General features: G+C 50.8%; 17 protein-coding genes. 12 read left to right on the top strand and 5 right to left on the bottom strand.

The window, feature by feature from the left end:
• Window positions 1–27: 27 nt before the first annotated feature.
• Window positions 28–537: a preQ(1) synthase gene (gene queF / locus AC5JMP_RS19380; RefSeq protein ID WP_495853130.1), complete on the bottom strand. Its 510-nt coding sequence runs from the start codon at window positions 535–537 to the stop codon at window positions 28–30.
• 366 nt (window positions 538–903) lie between these two features.
• On the opposite strand from queF, the gene AC5JMP_RS19375 reads away from it, so the two are divergent.
• Entirely contained in the window at window positions 904–2,124 is a 1,221-nt protein-coding gene (locus AC5JMP_RS19375) for an MFS transporter (protein ID WP_495853129.1), read from the top strand.
• A gap of 58 nt (window positions 2,125–2,182) precedes the next feature.
• Here the strand turns inward: AC5JMP_RS19375 and AC5JMP_RS19370 are convergent, their stop codons facing one another.
• Window positions 2,183–5,956: a WD40 domain-containing protein gene (locus AC5JMP_RS19370; protein WP_495853128.1), complete on the bottom strand. Its 3,774-nt coding sequence runs from the start codon at window positions 5,954–5,956 to the stop codon at window positions 2,183–2,185.
• Window positions 5,957–6,355: 399 nt separating this feature from the next.
• Here AC5JMP_RS19370 and AC5JMP_RS19365 point away from each other — a divergent pair, with 399 nt between their 5' ends.
• The 3 genes from AC5JMP_RS19365 (at window position 6,356) to AC5JMP_RS19355 (ending at window position 8,581) form a co-directional block, all read left to right on the top strand.
• Entirely contained in the window at window positions 6,356–6,886 is a 531-nt protein-coding gene (locus AC5JMP_RS19365) for a hypothetical protein (protein WP_495853127.1), read from the top strand.
• 208 nt (window positions 6,887–7,094) lie between these two features.
• Window positions 7,095–8,090 (top strand): ketol-acid reductoisomerase, encoded by a 996-nt coding sequence (gene ilvC / locus AC5JMP_RS19360; RefSeq protein WP_495853126.1) that lies wholly within the window; start codon window positions 7,095–7,097, stop codon window positions 8,088–8,090.
• Between the two features lie 218 nt (window positions 8,091–8,308).
• Window positions 8,309–8,581 (top strand): DUF3143 domain-containing protein, encoded by a 273-nt coding sequence (locus tag AC5JMP_RS19355; protein WP_495853125.1) that lies wholly within the window; start codon window positions 8,309–8,311, stop codon window positions 8,579–8,581.
• 54 nt (window positions 8,582–8,635) lie between these two features.
• On the opposite strand, the gene uppS is transcribed toward AC5JMP_RS19355, so the two are convergent.
• From uppS to lysA, 3 genes are all read right to left on the bottom strand, one after another.
• Window positions 8,636–9,385: an undecaprenyl pyrophosphate synthase gene (gene uppS, locus AC5JMP_RS19350; protein ID WP_495853124.1), complete on the bottom strand. Its 750-nt coding sequence runs from the start codon at window positions 9,383–9,385 to the stop codon at window positions 8,636–8,638.
• Window positions 9,382–10,293, bottom strand: coding sequence for a diadenylate cyclase CdaA (gene cdaA, locus AC5JMP_RS19345; RefSeq protein ID WP_495853138.1), 912 nt, complete (start codon window positions 10,291–10,293; stop codon window positions 9,382–9,384). Before cdaA ends, uppS begins: the two co-directional genes overlap by 4 nt.
• Window positions 10,294–10,441: 148 nt before the next feature.
• Window positions 10,442–11,866, bottom strand: coding sequence for a diaminopimelate decarboxylase (gene lysA / locus AC5JMP_RS19340; RefSeq protein ID WP_495853123.1), 1,425 nt, complete (start codon window positions 11,864–11,866; stop codon window positions 10,442–10,444).
• Between lysA and rimI the strand changes: the two genes are divergently transcribed.
• The 8 genes from rimI to urtA all read left to right on the top strand — a co-directional run bounded on the left by rimI (window position 11,865) and on the right by urtA (window position 21,022).
• A complete protein-coding gene (gene rimI, locus AC5JMP_RS19335; RefSeq protein ID WP_495853122.1) occupies window positions 11,865–12,581 on the top strand; it encodes a ribosomal protein S18-alanine N-acetyltransferase in 717 nt (238 codons plus the stop codon). The genes lysA and rimI overlap by 2 nt on opposite strands.
• Window positions 12,574–13,650: a pentapeptide repeat-containing protein gene (locus AC5JMP_RS19330; protein ID WP_495853121.1), complete on the top strand. Its 1,077-nt coding sequence runs from the start codon at window positions 12,574–12,576 to the stop codon at window positions 13,648–13,650. Before rimI ends, AC5JMP_RS19330 begins: the two co-directional genes overlap by 8 nt.
• Before the next feature lie 342 nt (window positions 13,651–13,992).
• Complete coding sequence (locus tag AC5JMP_RS19325; protein WP_495853137.1) at window positions 13,993–16,467, top strand: ATP-dependent Clp protease ATP-binding subunit; 2,475 nt, start codon at window positions 13,993–13,995, stop codon at window positions 16,465–16,467.
• A gap of 294 nt (window positions 16,468–16,761) precedes the next feature.
• On the top strand, window positions 16,762–17,175 hold the full coding sequence (locus tag AC5JMP_RS19320; protein WP_495853120.1) for an SCP2 sterol-binding domain-containing protein: 414 nt from the start codon (window positions 16,762–16,764) through the stop codon (window positions 17,173–17,175).
• Window positions 17,176–17,228: 53 nt separating this feature from the next.
• The gene (ureE, locus tag AC5JMP_RS19315; RefSeq protein WP_495853119.1) at window positions 17,229–17,708 is read left to right on the top strand and encodes an urease accessory protein UreE; all 480 of its coding nucleotides are present in this window, start codon (window positions 17,229–17,231) and stop codon (window positions 17,706–17,708) included.
• 12 nt (window positions 17,709–17,720) lie between these two features.
• The gene (locus AC5JMP_RS19310) at window positions 17,721–18,434 is read left to right on the top strand and encodes an urease accessory protein UreF (protein WP_495853118.1); all 714 of its coding nucleotides are present in this window, start codon (window positions 17,721–17,723) and stop codon (window positions 18,432–18,434) included.
• Window positions 18,435–18,854: 420 nt separating this feature from the next.
• On the top strand, window positions 18,855–19,499 hold the full coding sequence (ureG, locus tag AC5JMP_RS19305; protein WP_495853117.1) for an urease accessory protein UreG: 645 nt from the start codon (window positions 18,855–18,857) through the stop codon (window positions 19,497–19,499).
• A gap of 173 nt (window positions 19,500–19,672) precedes the next feature.
• Complete coding sequence (gene urtA, locus AC5JMP_RS19300) at window positions 19,673–21,022, top strand: urea ABC transporter substrate-binding protein (RefSeq protein ID WP_495853116.1); 1,350 nt, start codon at window positions 19,673–19,675, stop codon at window positions 21,020–21,022.
• Window positions 21,023–21,111: the final 89 nt, after the last annotated feature.

Here is a 21,111-nt window from a genome sequence, read left to right as displayed (position 1 = left end):
TAATATAACGAATGTTTGCGAGTGCTGCTAGCGCTGCTGATGGCTCACCTCCACAATTGTGTGAACATTGCCGCGCGGCAAAAAATCGCCCTTAATAGTCACCTCTAACGGGTCACAAGCGGCAACAAAGTCATCCAAAATTTGATTCACTGATTCTTCGTGGGAAATATAGCGATCGCGGTAGCTATTGATATAAAGCTTGATTGCCTTCAGCTCAACTACTTTTTGATCAGGAATGTAGTGAATGGCGATCGTTGCAAAATCTGGGTAGCCTGAAAACGGACATTTGCAGGTAAATTCAGGCAGTGTAATGGCGATCGTGTAGCGCCGTCCAATGCGGGGATTGGGAAATGTAATTAACTTACCTTCGGCAATATGGCGTTCGCCATACTTTTCATCTAAGCGGCGTTCGCCATACTTTTCATCTAAGCGGCGTTCGCCATACTTTTCATCTAAGCGGCGTTCGCCATACTTTTCTTCCAAAGGGGTTGTTTCCAGAGAAGGTTTGCTAGATTCTGGAGTAGAGGGCGAATTCATAGACAGATCCATTTGTAATTGATTCTTCTGATACTTATTTAACGCGATGTGCAACTCTTTTCCTAAAGCTCTTGATCTCCATGAGGCAGGCATCTTTCCTGACCAGAATTGGACGGGCAAGATGCCCATCCTACAAGACTTTCAGACAATTTGCACCTCGCGTTATTTCGATCATATTCAAGGCAGATAAAGAATCTAGGGTGAAAGAATAGTCTGTGGCAGAATCAGCTATTTCCAGCGTTAGCTTAGCTAGGAATGGCATCAGGAATTCAGGGCATCAGGAATTCAGTAGCCAAACGATCGTCCCTCCCCCTAAACTAGCTCCATAGAAATTAATTCCATAGAAATTGTAGGATACATGAAGTTATGAGAACTCTTAATCAGGTTGAAGTTTCCGAATTTCGGCAGCCAACGCTGTGGTTACCTGTCTGTGCCTTAGCGTTGGTATACGCCATGTTTGCATTGGGCTGGATGATCTATCGAGTTCATTTACCCGCACAGATGACCCAGTTTGGATTTTCGGCACAGGCCGTTCCTCTGCTGCTGTTAATAGAAGCTTTGCTGTCGATCGCCGTTGAGCCATTGGCAGGAGCATTTTCCGATCGCACGAATCGGCATCGGGGCACTCGATTTCCGATTATTGGGGTTGGGGTAGCGCTGACGGCTCTTCTGTTTGTTATTCTTCCAGCCCTAGCTTTTGCTGAGCCAAATACAACCACACGCTGGATTCTGGTCAGCTTACTGCTGATTTGGTCGATCGCCATGAGCTGTTTTCGCAGTCCGGCATTGGCATTGCTCAAGCGCTATGCCCCAACCCTACGGTTGCCCCAGGCTGCCAGTATGCTCACTTTTGCCTTTGGGTTGACCGCTGCCGCTACACCCCTTGCCAGCCCTGCTGTACTCAAGTTGGGAACAACGGTTTCCTTTACATGTGTGGCGATTCTGATTTTGCTGAGCGCGATTTGGCTGCGCTGGATGAATCCGATTACCTTGGCGGCTTCCGAACCTGCCGAATATTTTAATTCTGCGCAGCCGATCGCCCTTGTCCCCCTTGCCAGGTCGTTTGGGCTGGGGCTAACCTCAACGCTTGCTCTGCGGCTGGCGATCGAAACCTTTCCAAAAATTCTCGCCCAGATTGCTTTAGACAAATCTGGTGTTCAGCCTCCTCTGCTGGTGGGATTGCTCTTTATCTCATTGGCAATTGCCGCGATTCCTGTGGGTAAGCTTGCCGTGCGTCAGGGCAATAGCTACACGATGCTATTGGGTGTGGTGATTACCGCTCTGTTTCTAGGAAGCATGATATTGGTCTATAGCCCAGCGATCGCAGTCATTGTTGCCTTGGGGCTGGGCATCGGCTTCAGCCTGATTCTTAACGGCACTTTGCCTTTTGCCCTAGAACAGGTGCCACCCGATCGGGCAGGTTTGGGCATCGGCATATTTTTTGCAGGCGTGGCAACGGCAAGTAGTCTAATGTTGGGCACTTTGGGTACTGGAGTGCTGTCGCCTAACGGAGCGATCGCTCTGGCAATTGTGGCGCTGATCGGCGCAGGGCTTTGCATCGGTGCGAATTGGCGTAGAGGGACTTGAACAACTCTGCACTGGTCTACACTGAATCTGCACTGAGCTGCATTGGATCTGCACTGATTCATGCCCCGTCAAAATCTTCTGCGCCTAGGGCGAATAGGGCGCTGCGCTGTGCTGCGGTCAACCCTGTTGCACCCGTGATGTTCATGCCCTCGTAGGGACGATCGGCTCTCAGCGTTCTCAGGCATTCTCCTGTTTGGACTGCCCAAAGCTTGATCGTCTCATCTTCGCTGCCCGTTGCTAATTGCCTTCCGTCTGGCGAAAAGGAGACCGATCGCACTTCCTTATGTCCCTCTAGCGTGTTGAGACAGGTTCCAGTCGAAACCTGCCAAAGTTTGACCGTTTGGTCGGTACTGCCGCTGGCTAAGAGGGAACCATCGGGACTAAAAGCGATCGTCTGAATCCAACCGCGCTGTCCTTCTAAGACTCTCAAGCATTCACCTGTGTGAACATTCCAAAGGCGAATGGTTTGGTCGTCGCTGCCGCTGGCGATTAATTCTTGATTCTCCGCCCTATGACTTTTGATTTCCTGATGGTTTGCCACATTTGGACTAGCGGCAACTGACAAAACGTAGCGGCTATGTCCCTCAAAAACTCGTAAACAGTTACCTGTCGAGATCTCCCATAACCGCAGAGTTTGATCTTCGCTACCCGTAATCAGGCGATCGCTATCTAGTAAAAAAGCAATTCCATAGATCCGTCCTCCATGTCCTTTTAGCGTTCTCAAACGCGGTATAGAAAGCGGCACGTTGGAAGAACTGGAGTCGCTAGACAGCGATCGATAGATTTGGCTAACATCCCAGATTTTTACGGTATTATCCCCATTATTAGTGGCTAATAGCCTGCCATCTGGGCTAAATTCGACTCGGCGAATTTGTCCCAATCGCTCTTTCAAGATTTTCAAGCAACGTCCGGTTGCTCGGTGCCAAAGGCGAATAGTTTGGTCATCGCCACCGCTCGCCACGATCTGCCCTTGGGGACTAAAGCTTGCCGTCCAGACCCGTCCTTGATGCCCTTCTAAGATTTGGCAACAGCGTCCGGTGTCGGCATCCCAGAGCCTTACCTTACCATCTTCACTGCCGCTAACAATCGTTGCGCCATCGGGGCTGAAGGCAGCTGACCAAATCCAGTTGTTGTAGCCTTGAAACGTCCGCACACAGCGTCCGGTCTCGACTTCCCACAGTTTTAGAGTCTGGTCGTCGCTGCCGCTAACAATCGTTGCGCCATCGGGGCTAAACGCGATCGCCCAAACATGGCTATCGTGCCCTTGAAAAGTTTTGAGGCAGTCTTGAGTCTGGATATCCCAAAATTTGATCATCTGATCATCGCCGCCTGTTCCAATGATTTTTCCCTGCCCCGCCCTGCTGTCTGGCGGCGGGAAAGCCAGCGTCCACACTCGGCGATCGCAGTTGATGGTTTGCCAACACTCGCCCCTCTGAACCTGCCAAATTTTGACGAGAGCATCATCACCGCCGCTGGCTAAAAGCTGACCGTCGGGGCTAAAGGCGATCGATCGAATTCGCTGCGTATGTCCTAGCAGGGCTTTCAGTTCGCCCGTTTCCCAATTCCATAACCGAACCACCCGATCGTCTCCGCCGCTGGCAATTGTTGCTCCATCGGGGCTAAACGCAATGGCGCAAACGCCTCCTGTCGGGTCTGTCAACACCTGAAGACAATCCCCAGTTCCAATGTTCCAGAGCCGCACCGTACCGTCTTCGCTAGCGCTGGCAAGCTGTTCGCCGCTGGGGTGAAAGGCGATCGCCCACACCCAGTTTGTATGTCCTCGAAAATCCTGATAGCACTGCCCTGTGTCCATGTCCCAGAGGCGAATGATCTGATCTTCGCCGCTGCTGGCAAGGGTCTGGCTATTTTGGGAACAGGGAGGAGCAAAGGCGATCGCTTTTACCCAGGAAGTGTGTTCGCGACAGGTCAAAAGCTGGCGACCATCCTGCATCTGCCAAATGCGAATTTCGCCATCGCCATCGCTGGCTGCCAGCAACCGCCCGTCTGGACTGATGGCCACCGACAACATGCTGCCTAACGGCTGAGCAAACACTGACTTTGCTAGATCAGTTTCTGCAAAACTAACCCGATGCAGCGTCACATCTTGCAGGTAGGCGTGCCAAAGGGTCAATCCAGAAAAGTCATATCCTGTGAGATCGGTGCCCAACTGCCGAAATAAATTCAGCAGATTGCCCCCTGCGTATCCCGGCGATCGGCTGCCCGCCTTTAGACGCTGCAAGCATTGATTGAGCCGTTGTTCTACACCCAGCTTTGAGCGAAACTGCATCAGCAGTTTTTCAATTAACGGCTCCAGAATTAAGCGGCTTTGGCGATCGCGGATGTAGTCTTTCCCAGAGGCTTTCAGCAGCGCATGGGTATGAAAGAGCGTTGAGGAATTGGTTGCCTCATCGTTTCCCTCACTGCCGATCTCATCGTTCACCGTTTCAATTAATCGATCGGTCACATACTCCATCACGACAGGCTGCTGCGTGTAGCGCTGGGCGATTTTCTCAATTAGCGATCGCCGCATCAGAGAACCGATTGCCTCCATCAGCTTAGATTTGGGTGTGGCAATCAGATCGCCCTGGAGTTCCGCTAAGGCGACAGACTCACGGGCGATCGCCAGCCAGTACATCATGTCTTTTTCTAGACGCGAGAGGCGCTCGAACTGCTGATCGAGCAGATTGCGGATGTCGTCAAACACCATAGCGCCCTGCGTTAGAAACTCTGAGAGGTCGCCATCAAAGAGATCTTGGATGGTGCTGGCGACAATTTTCAGCGCCAAAGGATTTCCTGCATAGCGATCGCTTAGGGTTTGCCAATCGGCAGCGGTGCCGATAAACGTTCCTTTAGCTTGCAGGATGGCTTTAGAGTCATCCCCCGCTAAACCGTTGAGTCGGAGCGATCGCACGGGCAGCGTTTCCCCCTCCAACGCCGTCAAGTCTCTAGGGTTTTCGCGGCTAGTCAGCACCAAGCAGCTTAAGTGAGCCGTGTGTGCCAACCGCCGCAACAATTCACCGTAGCCCTGGTGCTTGGTCTGAAAATAGCCAGAATATTCGCCCGCCTGCAAAACAGTTTCTACGTTGTCTAGCACCACTAAACAGCGATATGTCCGGAAAAACTCCATGAGCCGCGATATCCGCCCTGCTGCATCAGTGGGCAAATCGGCTTCTTTGAGGCGATCGCCCGACAGCACGCGAATCAAATCCGCTACTAGCGCTTCAACGGGCGGGGCATTGCGTAGGGTGCGCCAAAGAATGAACTGAAAGGAAGCAGACGGGACAGGCTGAGCCTGTGACCCTTCAGCAATTTCTGCCGCTAGCTTCACGGATAGCGCCGTTTTGCCAATGCCACCCATTCCTAGAATAGAGATCGATCGGCAACCTTCCTCCAAAATCCAGCGCTTGAGGATCGCTAGCTCTACAGTACGCCCGTAGAAGGTAGAGACATCGATTGCTTCGCCCCAATTGATTTGAGGAAACGGCAAAGCAGAACTCGACAGAGCAGAAAAACTCAGAGGCTGACCGGGCTGTTCAGATTCAGGTCGATCGGGTGGAAGCACAGGGGATGAAGAAACAGCCGATCGCCCAGACCGTTTCAAGACCGATTGAACGTTATTCTTTGTAACGCGCTCTCCTAGCGCTTCCGAAAGAAATTTCCACAGCTTTGCGCCTGTATCTTTGATGTATCCTGCGTCATAACCCATGCGTTCTGCCATGTCAGCATAGGTTTCGCCCTCCCAGCAGCCCCTGAAAATCTGCTCCTGAATGGTGTTCAGATGCTCTTGTTGTAAGAGGGTATCTAACAAAGCAACTGCTTCTTCCGCCGTCATTTTGCTTCACGCATTTGAAACCTGCTAGCGGGGACGAAAACAAGTCTGCTTGAGCTAGCCTCCCTTTCCGTCAATTATGTATCATCCTGCCCAAATTCAAAATGGCATCCGCAGTTTCTACAGCGCTACGCGCTTAGATCCAATGAGTTATTTTTTGAAAGTCGCGCGGCTCTCAAAAAATAACTCGTCCTAACCCAATTACGTAATGCGATGTCGAGTCAAGATTGGGACAAGGGAGATGCGTTGTGGATTTCATACCCAGATTGGGCAATGCCCAAGGGAGGACAGGGTGAGGCGGGATATATGAACATGAGAAAATTGCAGGTGTCAATTTTTCTAAACTCAACTATCCTTGAGGGCAAATAATCTAAGCACCACAACCGCCTTTTACTTTTCCCCATGAAAACTAACGTAAATTCTGATGCCGGGTCAAATGCAGCAACCTCTGGCGCTAGTGTGCCGATCTCAGTGTACCGAGAGCTTGCTGCTGAACTGCAAGCCACCCACGTCATGCTGGAATCGCTGAACACGAAAAATCAGCATCTAGCACAGCAAAATCAGCAGTTGCGTAAGGAGGTTGAGCGTGTTGTGCAGCTAGGGGTGAATTTGCAGCATTGGATTGAATCACCGCCTGTCGATCCTCTCAATGCAGGCGCTAATGCAAGCTACGCTGCCCCATCGGTTCTGCGTCAGCCTGCTTCTCCCTCATCTGCGGCATCGGCATCGGCGATCGCTGCCAAGCTTCGCACCTCTGACTTCTCGGAGCAGCTATTTACCGAAGAACCTGCTTTACCTTACGATCGCAGAGATGCAAAATCTCCCAGAGATTTCAGCGGACTTTGGTTAACTGTCACTATCTTGCTAATCGTGGTTAGCGCATTCGGGGCAGGCTTCCTAGTAATGAAACCTTTTCTTTCAGGTGGTCGCTAGATTTAACTCCCGCATTACCTTTCATAAACAGGTGGTATGCAGGTAAGGATTTTTTGTGGTGTGAGCAAAGCCCACGCAACAAAAAATCCTTACTTCTTGAGGACTACCTATAAATATAAAGAGTGAGCTTTCTTGATCAGAGCCTCAACGCCCTTTTTGGTACAATGAAAGGCTTGGCAATAAATCGATCGCTGGATGGAGAAAGCTCATGGCTCGGATGTACTATGACACGGATGCAAATTTAGATCTTTTAACGGGGAAAACGGTCGCCATCATTGGCTATGGCTCTCAGGGTCATGCTCACGCCCTCAATTTGAAAGACAGCGGAGTCAATGTGATTGTGGGGCTATATCCCGGTAGCAAATCGACTTCTAAAGCTGAATCTGAAGGATTGACGGTGAAATCCGTGGCTGATGCCTCTGCTTTAGCAGATTTCATCATGATTCTGCTGCCCGATGAAGTAATGAAAACCGTTTACAAGAGCGAGATTGAGCCAAACTTGAAGGATGGCAATGTGCTGGCATTCGCCCATGGCTTCAACATCCACTTTTCTCAGATTGTGCCGCCGTCTAATGTTGATGTGGTCATGGTGGCTCCCAAAGGCCCAGGACATTTGGTACGCCGGACTTACACCCAGGGCGAAGGGGTGCCTTGCCTGTTTGCGGTGTTTCAAGATGCTTCAGGTCAGGGACGCGATCGCGCCATGGCATATGCAAAAGGCATTGGCGGCACTCGTGCGGGCATTTTGGAAACGACCTTCCGCGAAGAGACTGAAACCGATCTGTTTGGTGAACAGGTGGTGCTGTGCGGTGGTCTGTCTGCTTTAATCAAGGCGGGCTTTGAAACTTTGGTAGACGCGGGATATCAGCCTGAACTGGCATACTTCGAGTGCTTGCATGAAGTGAAGCTGATTGTAGACTTGATCGTTGAGGGCGGCTTGGCAACCATGCGCGACAGTATTTCTAACACCGCAGAATACGGCGACCTGACACGTGGCCCACGTATCGTCACCGACGACACCCGTGCCGAGATGAAGAAAATCTTGGGTGAAATTCAATCAGGACAGTTTGCCCGTGAGTTTGTGCTGGAAAATATGTCAGGCAAGGCAGGGTTTACCGCCATGCGTCGTCGCGAAGCTGAACATAAAATTGAGGAAGTGGGCAAGGATCTACGCGCCATGTTTAGCTGGTTAAAGAAGGCTTAGAGGTATTCTGGCGGTTGCCTCAGACGAGTTAGGCTTGTTCGCTGCTTGTCCTTGCAGTGAACAAGCCTTGCAGTGCAGCGATCCTGATTCTGTGAGCCTTTGAACTGCGGCTGGCGAGAGATCTCAACCCGCGAACCGTAATGAATTATAATGAAGGTATATTACAAAAATCTAATAATTCATTAGCCACCTCATCACTTACAGATTGCTCCTGAGCTATGCATCTTCCCTCAGCCGACACTCCGCTCTATAATCATCCCCTACCTGAGATTGAGCAGTGGCTGCGCTCTAAGGGGTGTGAGCAAGATGAGGAGAATTTGCACTGCTGGCATGTGCAGCTCTCGACCTGGAAAGCTGATATCTGGATGGAGGTCGATGCTCTTACCGTTCGCTATGTGGGTGCGGGGGAAGAGGGGCGAGACTTGCAGCGATCGTTCAAATATTCCCTCAGCCGCAGAGATCTGGACGAAGCGATTTTTTCAGGACCCTAAAGCTCTCTGAACTTTCCTGCTTCTAAGCCTTTTTATATCTAGATCTTCCCGCCTCTAGACTTTTCCGAACCTGCGATCGCGCTTTTGGTAAGAAATCAAAGCTCGGTGAAACGCTTCTCGGTTAAAGTCGGGCCATAGTGTATCCGTGACGTATAGTTCAGCATAGGCTGCTTGCCACAGCAAAAAGTTGCTGATTCTCATCTCGCCGCTTGTGCGAATCATCAAATCGGGGTCGCAAACATCAGCCGTGTAGAGGTGCTGGGCAAATAAGGTTTCGTTGATTTCGTGGGGTTGAAGCAGACCTTGCTGCACTTGGGTCGCGATCGCCCGACAAGCCTGAATAATTTCCTGCCGACCCCCGTAGTTGGTGGCAACGCTGAACTGAATGCCCGTATTGTGGCGAGTTTCCTCCATCGATCGCTCAATTTCTACCTGAAGCGATTTCGGCAGAGCATTCAAATTGCCGACAAACTGAATGCGCACATTTTCTTTCATCATCTCACGTAGCTCTTGACGCAAGACCCGCTCGAACAGCGTCATCAAAAAATCAACTTCTTCGAGCGGTCGTCCCCAGTTCTCTGTTGAGAAGGCATAGGCTGTTAGCGCTCCAATCCCCCAATCTTTGCAGCAGCGTAGAATATCTTTTAGCGTATCCACGCCGCGCCGATGTCCCATGATCCGAGGAATACCCTGCTTTTTTGCCCATCGACCATTGCCGTCCATAATGACGGCTACATGTTTAGGCAAGCGATCGGGCTGTAAGTCAGCAGGTAATCGCAACAAGACAGAGGGGTTTGCGGTCATTTTTTCTCCCGAGAAGCAGATGATTTTGAGCGGAAATGTGGAAAAAGCGCCCTCATTTTACTACCGATTTGCCGACTCAGATTCCGTAACGGCGCAACAGGCTCGCGATCGGCAGATTTAGAGAAGCGTTCGTGCAGCAATTCCCTCAGCTTACTGCTGGTTAAGGGTCGATTTAGTATTCCCCGTTCGGCGAGTGAAATTGATCCAGTCTCCTCAGAAACCACAATACAGAGACAGTTCTCAATCCGCTCTGTGATGCCCATAGCCGCTCGATGTCGAGTCCCCAACTGTCGAGAAGCCGTGCGTTCTGAGAGGGGTAAAATCACACCTGCCGAAACGACTCTCGACCCCCGCACAAATATAGCGCCATCATGTAGCAGTGTAGAGGTCTGAAAGATGGTTTGCAGCAGTTCTTTAGAAATTTCTGCATTGAGCCGTACACCCGGAACCGCAAAGTCGCGCTGCTCATCAATAGGGCGATCGGTTTCCAAAATCATCAGCGCACCCGTCCGGTTTTGAGACAGCTCTTTGACTGCATCCACAATTTCATCAGTCACACTATCGGATTTTGGCAAAGCCTCACGAGGCGATCGAAACAGGGTCATCACCTCACCCCGCCCCAACTGCTCCAGCAGACGGCGAAATTCTGCCTGAAGGATCAACGCCATTGCGACTGCCGAGCCAATCACCAGTTTTTCTAGCACGAAGCTCAGCAGCTTGAGCTGTAATACGTTACTCAAGGCTGCCGCCAGCATTAAAACAATCAATCCCCTCACCATCCAGAGCGTTCGCCGCTCACCGATGATTACGAGAATCATGTAGGTTAACAGCAGCACTAGCCCAATATCGATCGCCGATAGGAACACAGCCTGCCGCTGCTCAACTTGTGCGATACCCAGGGTTAACATCCATCCAACGTCAATTTCAGACGATCGCAATGACCCCGTCCAGTCCAGGTTTGTCGGCCATTGGTTTAACAAAAATCCCATCAGATTGACGCTGGATTGACGCTTTTGAAAGGATTCAGGGAGCCGCTACGCTCGCTCATCCTCCATCCTATTGATTAGCCGAAGCGGAGTTTGCTTCTTGCCTTACAAGTCTGGTTGGCAGACGATCCTGACGAACTAAGTCGTGATAAGTTTCACGCTCTAGGATCAGGCTTGCCTCGCCTTCATGCACCACAACCGCCGCCGGACGAGCCAGACGGTTGTAATTGGAAGCCATACTGTAGTTATACGCACCTGTTCCCATCACTACCAGGATATCCCCAGGTTGAGTTTTCGGAAGTTGCGCGTTTTTAATCACGATATCGCCTGATTCGCAGTGCTTCCCGGCGATCGTTACGGTTTCGCTCGTTTCCGCCAACATGCGGTTTGCCACGATCGCCCGATAGGTAGACTGGTAGGTAATCGGGCGAGGGTTGTCCGACATACCGCCATCCACTGTCACATAGCTGCGGATACCAGGCACCTCTTTTTGACTGCCCATGGTGTATGCCGTAACGCAGGCAGAGCCGATCAGGGATCGCCCCGGTTCGGCAATCAGCTTGGGGAGCGGCAGTCCCTGACTCTCGCAGGCTTGCACAATGCCAAGACAGACCGTTTTCACCCACTCATCAATGCTAGGCGGATCGTCTGACTCGGTGTAACGAATGCCCAACCCGCCGCCAATATCGAGCTGCTGAACAGGCAACCCATACTGCGCTGCCTTTTGGAACCACTGCACCATGACCGCGCCCAAATCATGATGAGGCTGAAGCTCAAAAATCTGTGAGCCGATGTGGGCATGAAGACCGAGGCATTCTAGACCGGGCTGCTGGCTGATGAATTCGTAGACTTTTTCAATTTGCTGAGGGTCAAAGCCAAACTTACTATCAATGCTGCCCGTGCGGATGTAGTCGTGGGTGTGACACTCAATTCCGGGAGTTAGCCGCAGCATGATGCGAATGGGTCGATCGCTCGTCAGATCAGCATCTAATCCAGCTAGGGTTTCCAGCTCAAACCAATTGTCTACAACGATCGTGCAGCCTTGCTCGATCGCAAACTTCAATTCGCTCAGCGACTTATTGTTGCCGTGCAGGTAGATAGTCTCAGGATTTAGCCCCGCCTGAAGCGCCGTGTAGAGTTCGCCCCCCGAAACCACGTCAATTCCTAAGCCTTCGCTGGCGACGATCGCGCAGACCGCCGTACAGTTCCAGGCTTTGGAGGCGTAAATGACTAGCGATTCGCCTGGATAGTAGCGCTGAAACGCCTGACGATACTGGCGACAGGCAGTTCTCAGCGTCTCTTCGTCTAAGACGTAGAGCGGTGAGCCAAACTGTGAAACTAAATCGACTACATCACAGCCACCCACCTCAAGATGATCGTGACGATTGAGCTTTGCCGTAAGGGGCAGCAAAAATTGATTGGGGGAAGGGTGGTCGGTAGCTGGAGTGGGCAGATACTGGCAACCTGATGTCACCAGGGCTGGAGTCGATACCATGAGAATTCGTTGTCCTTTTCAGTCAGATATCTCAAGGAAATGGGGGCGCGATCGCGCGATTCCACGAGAACGATATACCCAGTGTACAATTGAGGGCTGTCTATCTCCGACTTATCTTTCTAAGGCTTCTGTGAATTTTCTGGCGCTCACTCCCCTCACTGCCGATCGCTTACCGCAAGCTGTTGCCCTGGATCGGCAATGCCTTGGCGGACTCTGGACGCTAGAAGGCTACCAGCGAGAGCTAGATAGTCCTAACAGCGATTTATTAGTTTTGCTGCCGCAGTGCAAACGAGGTGCTCAGCCCTTGGTTGGCATTGCCTGCCTCTGGGCAATTTTAGAGGAGGCGCATATTACCGTGCTGGCGATCGATCCCCAATACCAGCGGCAGGGTTTGGGGCAAGCGATGCTCTGTGCGCTCTTAACCTCAGCCCATCTGCGCGGGTTGGAATGGGCAACCCTGGAGGTTAGAATCTCGAATGTGGGAGCGATCGCTCTCTACCAAAAATTTGGCTTTCAGGAAGTGGGTAAACGCCGCAACTACTATCAAGAGGGCGATCAGAGCGAAGACGCGCTGATTTTGTGGCGAAAGGGATTGCAGCATCCAGAATTTCCTCAGACATTAAGAGGATGGGAAGAGACGATAAGCCAACAGTTAAGGCGATCGGGCTGGCAGTTGGCAGTTGGCTCAGGTTTAGCTATAGGACAGCATGACTAAAAAGCAGCCCAAACGTAAAATCACTGAACTTTTCTGGGAAACCTTTCGCGAGGAGTGGCAGATTTGGGTGGCGATCGCGATCGCGTTGAGTGTCATATTTTTATTTTCCAATCAGCTTGCGCTACTTCTGACCAATTCACCTTTCATTAAGGTGCTAGATGCGCTCGGAAAACTGGGAGTTCTAGCGGTTGTTATCACCTTCTTAAGAGCGATTCCAAAATGGGAGCGGAGAGTTCTAGAAGATTCGCAGCGCAGGCAGTTTGAATATTGGCAAGCTATTGATGCAGCAAGAGCAGTGGGCAAAGGCGATGACGGTCGATTCTTTAGCAGCGCCCTGCGGATCGCAATAGAGAGATTGGCAAAAGAAGCAGATGAAGTCGGAAACTCGGTCAAGCTCAGAGATATAAGTGTTGGAGGAGCAAATCTAGCAGAGATCAACCTAGAAAACGCTGATTTAGAAGTCTGCTCTTTCACATTGGCAGATCTGAGCCGAGCCAACTTTCGCAATGCTAAGCTCAACACGGTTTATTTGCAGCGATCGCGTCTGTTCGGAGCAGATTTTTGGGGCGCTAGTTTCCATGAAGTCTGGTTTAGACATGCACTGTATGACGAGACAACGCGCTTTCCCCAAGGATTTGATCCTCATCAAGCAAGAGCTTACAGGATCGCTCCTGGCTCTGACCTACGCGGCGCAATGCTAGAAAATGCCTCGTTGTGGGATTGTAACCTTGAAGACGCAAATTTACAGGGAGCTAATCTGAGCCGAGCCATCATAGGCGGATTTAGCAACTGGAGAAATGCCAACCTTCAGGATGCCACCCTTGCAGGTGCAAGGGCTGGAAAGGCGGATTTGCGCGGGGCAAACCTGCAAAACGCAAACCTGCAAAACGCCAGACTTCAAGATGCCAGGATGGATGGAGCTAACCTGCAAGGCGCTGATTTTCGAGGCGCAGAGTACATTACTCCAGCGCAAATTAAGGCTGCAAAGAACTGGGAATTGGCAACGTATGAAGAGAGTTTTTGCCAGAAACTGGGTCTATCCTTAACCTCTTTCCCAGATAATCTTTAAAGGCTCTTTTGGCACAGTCGGCTAAGGACGCTTGTCCCCTACTACTTCGTTAGTTGAATTTAGTCGATCCGGAACATGAGTATATAAACTTAACAATTTCATGATTTTCTCTTGACTTCGTCCCCAACTTGTCGTAAAAATCATCGGTTGGGAGCCAAAAAATTCCTTCGAGAAATAAGGTTGGCTTTGATCCCCAGGAATTTCTTTGACCCCAAGAATTTCCTATGTAATTTTGCTGATCTTCGGTAATCACCACCCTAACTCACTGTTTGCTCGTAACAGTTGGGTGATTTTCCTATGCTAAAATCAGTTCAACGGTTCGCCAAGTGGTACGGTAACGCCATGTTTGAACGCTTCACTGAGAAAGCCATTAAGGTGATTATGCTTGCCCAGGAGGAAGCTCGTCGCCTGGGGCACAATTTTGTGGGAACAGAGCAGATCCTCTTGGGTCTGATTGGAGAAGGGACCGGCGTCGCCGCCAAGGTGCTGAAATCCATGGGTGTCAACCTCAAAGATGCCCGGATTGAGGTGGAGAAAATTATCGGTCGGGGATCAGGTTTCGTCGCTGTCGAAATTCCATTCACGCCCAGAGCTAAGCGGGTTTTGGAGCTATCTCTTGAAGAAGCTCGTCAGCTCGGACACAACTACATCGGCACAGAGCATTTGCTGCTTGGTCTAATCCGTGAAGGAGAAGGCGTAGCGGCTCGGGTGCTGGAAAACTTGGGTGTTGACCTCTCTAAGGTTCGTACTCAGGTGATCCGGATGTTGGGTGAAACTGCTGAGGTTTCTGCGGGTGGTGGTCAAGGACGGACAAAGACTCCGACTCTGGACGAATTTGGTTCTAACCTGACCCAAATGGCTGCCGATGGCAAACTCGACCCCGTGGTCGGTCGCCAGAAGGAAATTGAGCGGGTGATCCAAATCCTGGGTCGTCGCACCAAGAACAATCCTGTTCTGATTGGTGAGCCTGGGGTGGGTAAAACCGCGATCGCCGAGGGTCTGGCACAGCGCATCTCGAACAACGATATCCCGGATATCTTGGAAGACAAGCGCGTTGTGACGCTGGACATCGGCTTACTGGTTGCGGGTACGAAGTATCGAGGCGAGTTTGAAGAGCGCCTCAAGAAGATCATGGATGAAATTCGTCAGGCCGGAAACGTCATTCTGGTGATCGACGAAGTTCATACCCTGATTGGTGCGGGTGCTGCCGAAGGAGCGATCGATGCTGCAAACATCCTCAAGCCAGCTCTGGCAAGAGGAGAGCTGCAATGTATTGGCGCAACGACGCTAGATGAGTATCGCAAGCACATCGAACGCGATGCCGCTCTAGAGCGACGATTCCAGCCCGTTATGGTGGGTGAGCCAACCGTTCCAGAAACCATTGAGATTCTGCACGGTTTGCGCGAACGCTATGAACAGCACCACAAATTGAAGATCTTAGATGAAGCTTTAGAAGCTGCGGCTACGCTAGCCGATCGCTACATCTCCGATCGATTCTTGCCCGACAAGGCGATCGATTTGATGGACGAAGCGGGTTCGCGGGTTCGTTTGATCAACTCTCAGTTGCCCCCGGCAGCGAAAGAGCTGGATCGGGAACTGCGTCAGGTTCTTAAGGATAAAGACGACGCGGTTCGTTCCCAGGACTTTGATCGGGCGGGTGAACTGCGCGATCGGGAAATGGAAATTAAGGCAGAGATTCGGGCGATCGCTCAGAACAAGAAAGCAGAATCTGCTGACGGAACTGAAGATTCTCCAGTCGTCACTGAGGAAGACATCGCTCAGATTGTTGCGTCTTGGACTGGCATTCCGGTGAACAAACTCACCGAGTCTGAGTCTGAGAAGCTGCTGCACATGGAAGACACCTTACACCAGCGCATGGTGGGGCAAGAAGAAGCCGTTAAGGCGATTTCTCGCGCCATCCGCCGTGCTCGTGTGGGATTGAAGAATCCCAACCGTCCGATCGCTAGCTTTATCTTCTCTGGTCCAACCGGGGTTGGTAAGACTGAATTGGCGAAGACATTGGCGACCTACTTCTTTGGCTCTGAAGAGGCGATGATTCGTCTGGACATGTCTGAGTTCATGGAGCGCCACACGGTTTCTAAGCTGATTGGTTCGCCTCCGGGCTATGTGGGCTACAACGAAGGGGGTCAGCTGACTGAGGCAGTGCGTCGTCGTCCTTACACGGTTGTGCTGTTTGACGAAATCGAGAAAGCGCACCCTGACGTGTTCAATATGCTGCTGCAAATCTTGGAAGATGGTCGCCTGACCGATGCCAAGGGACGCACGGTAGATTTCAAGAACACGCTGCTGATCATGACTTCCAACATCGGTTCTAAGGTCATTGAGAAAGGAGGCGGTGGTTTGGGCTTTGACTTCGCATCTGACACTGTGGATGAAGCAAACTACAACCGCATCAAGTCTCTAGTGAACGAAGAGCTGAAGCAGTACTTCCGTCCAGAGTTCCTTAACCGTCTAGACGAAATCATCGTCTTCCGTCAGCTGAAGAAGGAGGAGATCAAGCAGATTTCCACAATTCTGTTGAAGGAAGTCTTTGGTCGTCTCGACGAGCAGGGTATCACGCTGGAAGTCACCGATCGCTTCATCGATCGTCTGATTGAAGAGGGCTACAACCCCAGCTATGGGGCACGTCCACTGCGTCGAGCCATCATGCGGCTTCTAGAAGACTCGCTGGCAGAGGAAATCCTCTCTGGTCGCGTCAAGAATGGCGATACTGCGATCGTCGATCTCGATGATGACGGTCAGGTGCAGGTTCGTCAAGGCGAAAAGCGTGAGCTATTGCCTCAAGCGGCTGAGTAAATCGCCGAGCTGAATGTTTGAATTTTAGAGTAGGGTGGGCAATGCTCACCCTACTTTTTTGATTGACACGATAAATAGGTGTACATACACTCTTGCTGTGGAATCGCAGTCAGCATTCATTAATTCAGCTTTGCTCAGTAAAGTTGCAGACTCATGTACTTGCTTTAACTTACGAAAAGCCTCACGGGTTGTGACGCAGTTTTTTGATCAAGCATTGCAGCCTAGTGGTGTACTGGTTACTCAGTTTACGATTCTAGTGGCGATCGCTCTTCCACTCCTCAAACCATCAACCAGTTGGCTCAGGGCTTACCAGAATCCGACGCTGAAGCCTATGTGAGCCGACGTTTTCCTCACAAGCAGGTGAAACGAGTGGGCAATACTTTAACCCCAACCTCAATTCGTAACTTTTTGCGAGGAATGCCCCTGACATTTGAGCGGGGTCGAGCGAAAGGGCTAGATGCCATCTACCCTTTCAATTCTGTGGGGGCTGAAGTAGATAAAGCCACGGTTGTAATTCGCAATCAAAGCCTGCAAGTTGAAGCGGGTCATGTGGGTACGGCTAGTCTCATGATTACGGCTGACAGTCAAACCTGGCTAAAGTTTCTGGCGAAAGAACAGAATATTGTTTGGGCGATCCTGCGACGAAAAATCCGCCTGCAAGGTTCACTGCCTTTACTGCTTGCCTTTGGCAAGTGTTTCCCAAGATAGCGAAGGGTTTGGTAAGGTTCTAGAGTTACCTTTATTGTTTTAAAGTACAGCCCTTGGTATTCACTCATCGACTTCCTGCCGATCCGTTAATTGTTGCCCACCTCACCCTTTCTTTGACGGCTGAAGAAAGAACGCGATCGCATCATCATTTCCATACGGATCAAGGGCAGGGTGTTCATCTGCAATTGGCCAGAGGTACAGTTCTGCACCATGGAGATCTACTGATCTCTGAGGATAGGGAAACGATGGTTCGTGTCATCGCTAAACCAGAACCCGTGATGACTATAACGGCCCATACGCCCCTAGAGCTGCTCCGAGCTGCCTACCATTTAGGCAATCGCCATGTGCCTCTAGAAGTTGCCGTTGAGTATCTGCGGCTTTCAACCGATTCTGTCTTAGGATCAATGCTGATTCAGATGGGGCTTCAGGTTACGGAAGCAACGCTCCCTTTCCAGCCCGAAGCAGGGGCTTATCAGGAGCAGAGCCATGCACAGGATCATGCACAGGATCGCTCACATTCGCACCCCCACTAGACGCTCGACTCCATGACTCAACCTCAAGCCTTGCTACGATTGCTGCAATTGGTCAGTCCGGCACTACCTGTCGGAGCCTATAGCTATTCGGAAGGGCTAGAGACAATGGTGCAGAGCGGAACGGTGACAGATCCCATTAGCTTAGAAGATTGGCTGACGCAGGAGTTGCGCTATGGTACTATTCGGCTAGAGGCAACGGCGCTGCTCAGAGCTTACAGGGCTGTTGAGTGTAATACGGCTGTTGAGAGCAACACGGCTGTTGAGAGTGCTAGGGCTAAAACTTTGAGCGACTGGAACGACTGGCTATCCGCCTTGAGAGAAACCGAAGAAATGCGAGAACAAAGCTGGCAGATGGGGCGATCGCTCACTCGGCTTTTGCTGTCCCTCCAGCCGGAACTCCAGCCTGTCATTTCATCTTGTGGAGAACCCTGCAACTTTGCGATCGCTTTTGCAATTGCTGCTCACCACTGGCAGATTGATTCCCATACGGCTCTTTTAGGATACTTGCATAGCTGGATCGCAAACTTAGTCAATGCAGGAGTGCGATTGATTCCATTAGGACAAACTCAAGGACAACACCTGTTACTCAATTTATATCCACAGATGGAAAAAGCGGTAGATGCAATTCTACAACAAAAAGAGGAGGATTTTGGAAACTGTGGTTGGGGGTTAGCGATCGCCAGTATGAATCATGAAACGCTTTATTCAAGGTTGTTTCGCAGTTAGGCTCCTGCGAAAATAGGACGAACTCTGCCGCTGCCACGCTCATCGAAACGGCCAGGCTTTCTACCGCTACCCCGCTCTTCTAGGCAATCGAATAGAGCGATGAAAATTGCTTCAAGATGAAGAACTAAGGTAGTGTAAGGTGTAAAAAGGCAGTCTAAAGCGTTCATAGTATTCTCAACTACTTTAAGGGTGTTATTTGCAGTAAAGTCTGAATTTTGGGTTGGGAAAGAAGTGTCTGACCCAGTTTGTTGGATGTCCTTTGGGGATACACGCTAATCCCTGATGATTCCCGTTTCTCAAGGTCTAAATCATGTCCACCTGAGAAACTGGACGCAGGAGTATAGACTTTTGTTTCCAAGCAAAAGTTCAGACCATACACCTTATAGTTACCTTTGACTAGCCGCCGAACCGGAGAAAATTATGCAAACCTTTCGCGTTGGAATTGCAGGCCCTGTAGGTTCTGGAAAGACTGCCCTCGTTGATGCGCTTTGCAAAGCGCTGCGGCAGCAGTTTAATCTTGCGGTGGTGACGAATGATATTTACACCCAAGAAGACGCGCAGTTCTTAGTGCGGAGTCAAGCTTTGGAGCGCGATCGCATTGTGGGAGTTGAGACGGGTGGCTGTCCGCACACGGCAATTCGGGAAGATGCCTCGATTAATTTAGTGGCGATCGAGCAGCTAGAGCAGAAATTTTATCCGCTGGATCTCGTTTTTGTAGAAAGTGGCGGCGATAATCTAGCCTCTACCTTCAGTCCAGAACTCGTAGATTTAACGATCTATGTGATTGACGTTGCGGCAGGAGACAAAATTCCCCGCAAGGGCGGCCCCGGCATCACCAAATCTGATCTGCTGGTGATCAACAAAATTGACTTGGCGCCCCTGGTCGGTGCAGATTTAGGCGTAATGGAGCGAGATGCTGCAAAGATGCGGGGCAGCAAACCCTTCGTCTTTACCAACCTCAAGACTCAGCAGGGGTTGGAAACCGTGATTAACCTGATCGCTCTGCATATGGGCAAGCCTGATATGGGCAAGCCTGTCTCTCCACAGCTTGCTTCCCATAAATAGACTGCTATTTTCTGCGGGTTCATAAAACTTAAAAAAGATCATCTATCCCTGGCAGTAGACTAGCTGTGCAGTTGTATCTAAGGCTACAACTAGCACCCTGCTCAGGTTCTAACATCGCAAAAGCGTGATGTGGCAAATAGTTTTCCCTCTATGAGGAGTGTGTAATTTTTAAGATGAATAGGCAATTTGGTCGGCGTAAGTTTCTGCTGTATGGTTCTGCTACCTTGGGAACGAGTATTCTACTCAAGGCCTGTGCCAGTAGCCCCACCACCAGCGAGTCTCCTGCGGCTAGCGCAGCAAGTTCTGATGCTTCTGCCTCTCCAGCAGCGGCGGCTGGCGATGTGATTAAGGTCGGCATTCTGCATTCTCTTAGCGGCACGATGGCGATCTCCGAGAAGAGCGTGGTGGACTCGACGCAATTGGCGATCGAAGAAATCAACAGCGCAGGCGGCATCGGCGGCAAGCAAATTCAGGCGATTTTGGAAGACGGCAACTCTGATTGGCCTACCTTTGCTGAAAAAGCCAAAAAGTTGATTGATGAAGATCAGGTCGTCGTGATCTTTGGCTGCTGGACTTCGGCTAGCCGTAAAGCTGTACTGCCTGTGTTTGAAGAGAAGAATCACATGTTGTACTACCCAGTGCAGTATGAGGGTCAAGAATGCTCCAAAAATATTTTCTACACAGGTGCCGCGCCCAACCAGCAAATTGAGCCATCTGTAGATTGGCTGCTGGAAAACAAGGGTAAAGATTTCTACCTCGTGGGTTCTGACTACGTTTTCCCTCGTACCGCTAACACCATCATCAAGGCACAGCTAGCGGCCAAGGGTGGCAAAACCGTAGGCGAAGACTATCTGCCTCTCGGCAATACCGAAGTTGCGGCTATCATCGCAAAAATTCGTTCGGCGCTGCCCAACGGTGGGGTAATCTACAACACCCTAAACGGTGACAGTAACGTTGCATTCTTCAAGCAAATGCAGGGCGCGGGCTTGACGGTCGATAAGTATCCTGTCATGTCTGTGAGTATTGCCGAAGAAGAAGTTAAGGCGATCGGTGTAGACTTCCTCAAGGGGCAGTATGCGGCGTGGAATTACTTCCAGACGGTAGAATCTCCCGAAAACAAAAAGTATGTGGATGCGTTCAAAGCCAAGTATGGCGCAGAGCGAGTCACCAATGACCCCATGGAAGCAGCCTACATCTCGGTCAACATTTGGAAGCAGGCGGTTGAAAAAGCGGGATCTGCTGGAACGCCAACCGATTTGGAGAAAGTGCGGGAAGCTGCTTACGGTCAGGCCTTTGCTGCTCCAGAAGGGCCGGTGAAGATGAATTCTAACCACCATATTTCCAAGACTGTGCGGATTGGGGAAGTCAGGGATGACGGGTTATTCAGTATTGTCTACGAAACCGCTCAACCCGTCGATCCGCTGCCCTGGAACCAGTATGTTGCTGAAACCAAAGGTTACACCTGCGACTGGACAAAGACAGGCGTAAGCGCTCCGGACACACCCGGTAAATTCAAGGGCTAATCGCCAAACAAAGGACTGAAGCGACTAGCTCTCAGTCCTTCGTTCTAAGGATCGTGTACAAAATAAAACCCAATAGTTTTTTGGAAGTG

Source organism: Drouetiella sp. (assembly GCF_059504425.1).
This window is presented reverse-complemented; position numbering and strand designations above follow the sequence as displayed.

Excerpts from the sequence above, each read along its gene's own strand:
- AC5JMP_RS19365 (WP_495853127.1), top strand. The coding sequence starts at position 6,356 with ATGAAAACTAACGTAAATTCTGATGCCGGGTCAAATGCAGCAACCTCT.
- AC5JMP_RS19310 (WP_495853118.1), top strand. The coding sequence starts at position 17,721 with ATGACTCAACCTCAAGCCTTGCTACGATTGCTGCAATTGGTCAGTCCG.
- queF (WP_495853130.1), bottom strand. The coding sequence starts at position 537 with ATGAATTCGCCCTCTACTCCAGAATCTAGCAAACCTTCTCTGGAAACA.
- cdaA (WP_495853138.1), bottom strand. The coding sequence starts at position 10,293 with ATGTTAACCCTGGGTATCGCACAAGTTGAGCAGCGGCAGGCTGTGTTC.
- AC5JMP_RS19375 (WP_495853129.1), top strand. The coding sequence starts at position 904 with ATGAGAACTCTTAATCAGGTTGAAGTTTCCGAATTTCGGCAGCCAACG.
- rimI (WP_495853122.1), top strand. The coding sequence starts at position 11,865 with ATGAGAATTCGTTGTCCTTTTCAGTCAGATATCTCAAGGAAATGGGGG.
- urtA (WP_495853116.1), top strand. The coding sequence starts at position 19,673 with ATGAATAGGCAATTTGGTCGGCGTAAGTTTCTGCTGTATGGTTCTGCT.
- AC5JMP_RS19325 (WP_495853137.1), top strand. The coding sequence starts at position 13,993 with ATGTTTGAACGCTTCACTGAGAAAGCCATTAAGGTGATTATGCTTGCC.
- uppS (WP_495853124.1), bottom strand. The coding sequence starts at position 9,385 with ATGACCGCAAACCCCTCTGTCTTGTTGCGATTACCTGCTGACTTACAG.
- ureG (WP_495853117.1), top strand. The coding sequence starts at position 18,855 with ATGCAAACCTTTCGCGTTGGAATTGCAGGCCCTGTAGGTTCTGGAAAG.
- ilvC (WP_495853126.1), top strand. The coding sequence starts at position 7,095 with ATGGCTCGGATGTACTATGACACGGATGCAAATTTAGATCTTTTAACG.
- AC5JMP_RS19370 (WP_495853128.1), bottom strand. The coding sequence starts at position 5,956 with ATGACGGCGGAAGAAGCAGTTGCTTTGTTAGATACCCTCTTACAACAA.
- AC5JMP_RS19355 (WP_495853125.1), top strand. The coding sequence starts at position 8,309 with ATGCATCTTCCCTCAGCCGACACTCCGCTCTATAATCATCCCCTACCT.
- lysA (WP_495853123.1), bottom strand. The coding sequence starts at position 11,866 with ATGGTATCGACTCCAGCCCTGGTGACATCAGGTTGCCAGTATCTGCCC.
- AC5JMP_RS19330 (WP_495853121.1), top strand. The coding sequence starts at position 12,574 with ATGACTAAAAAGCAGCCCAAACGTAAAATCACTGAACTTTTCTGGGAA.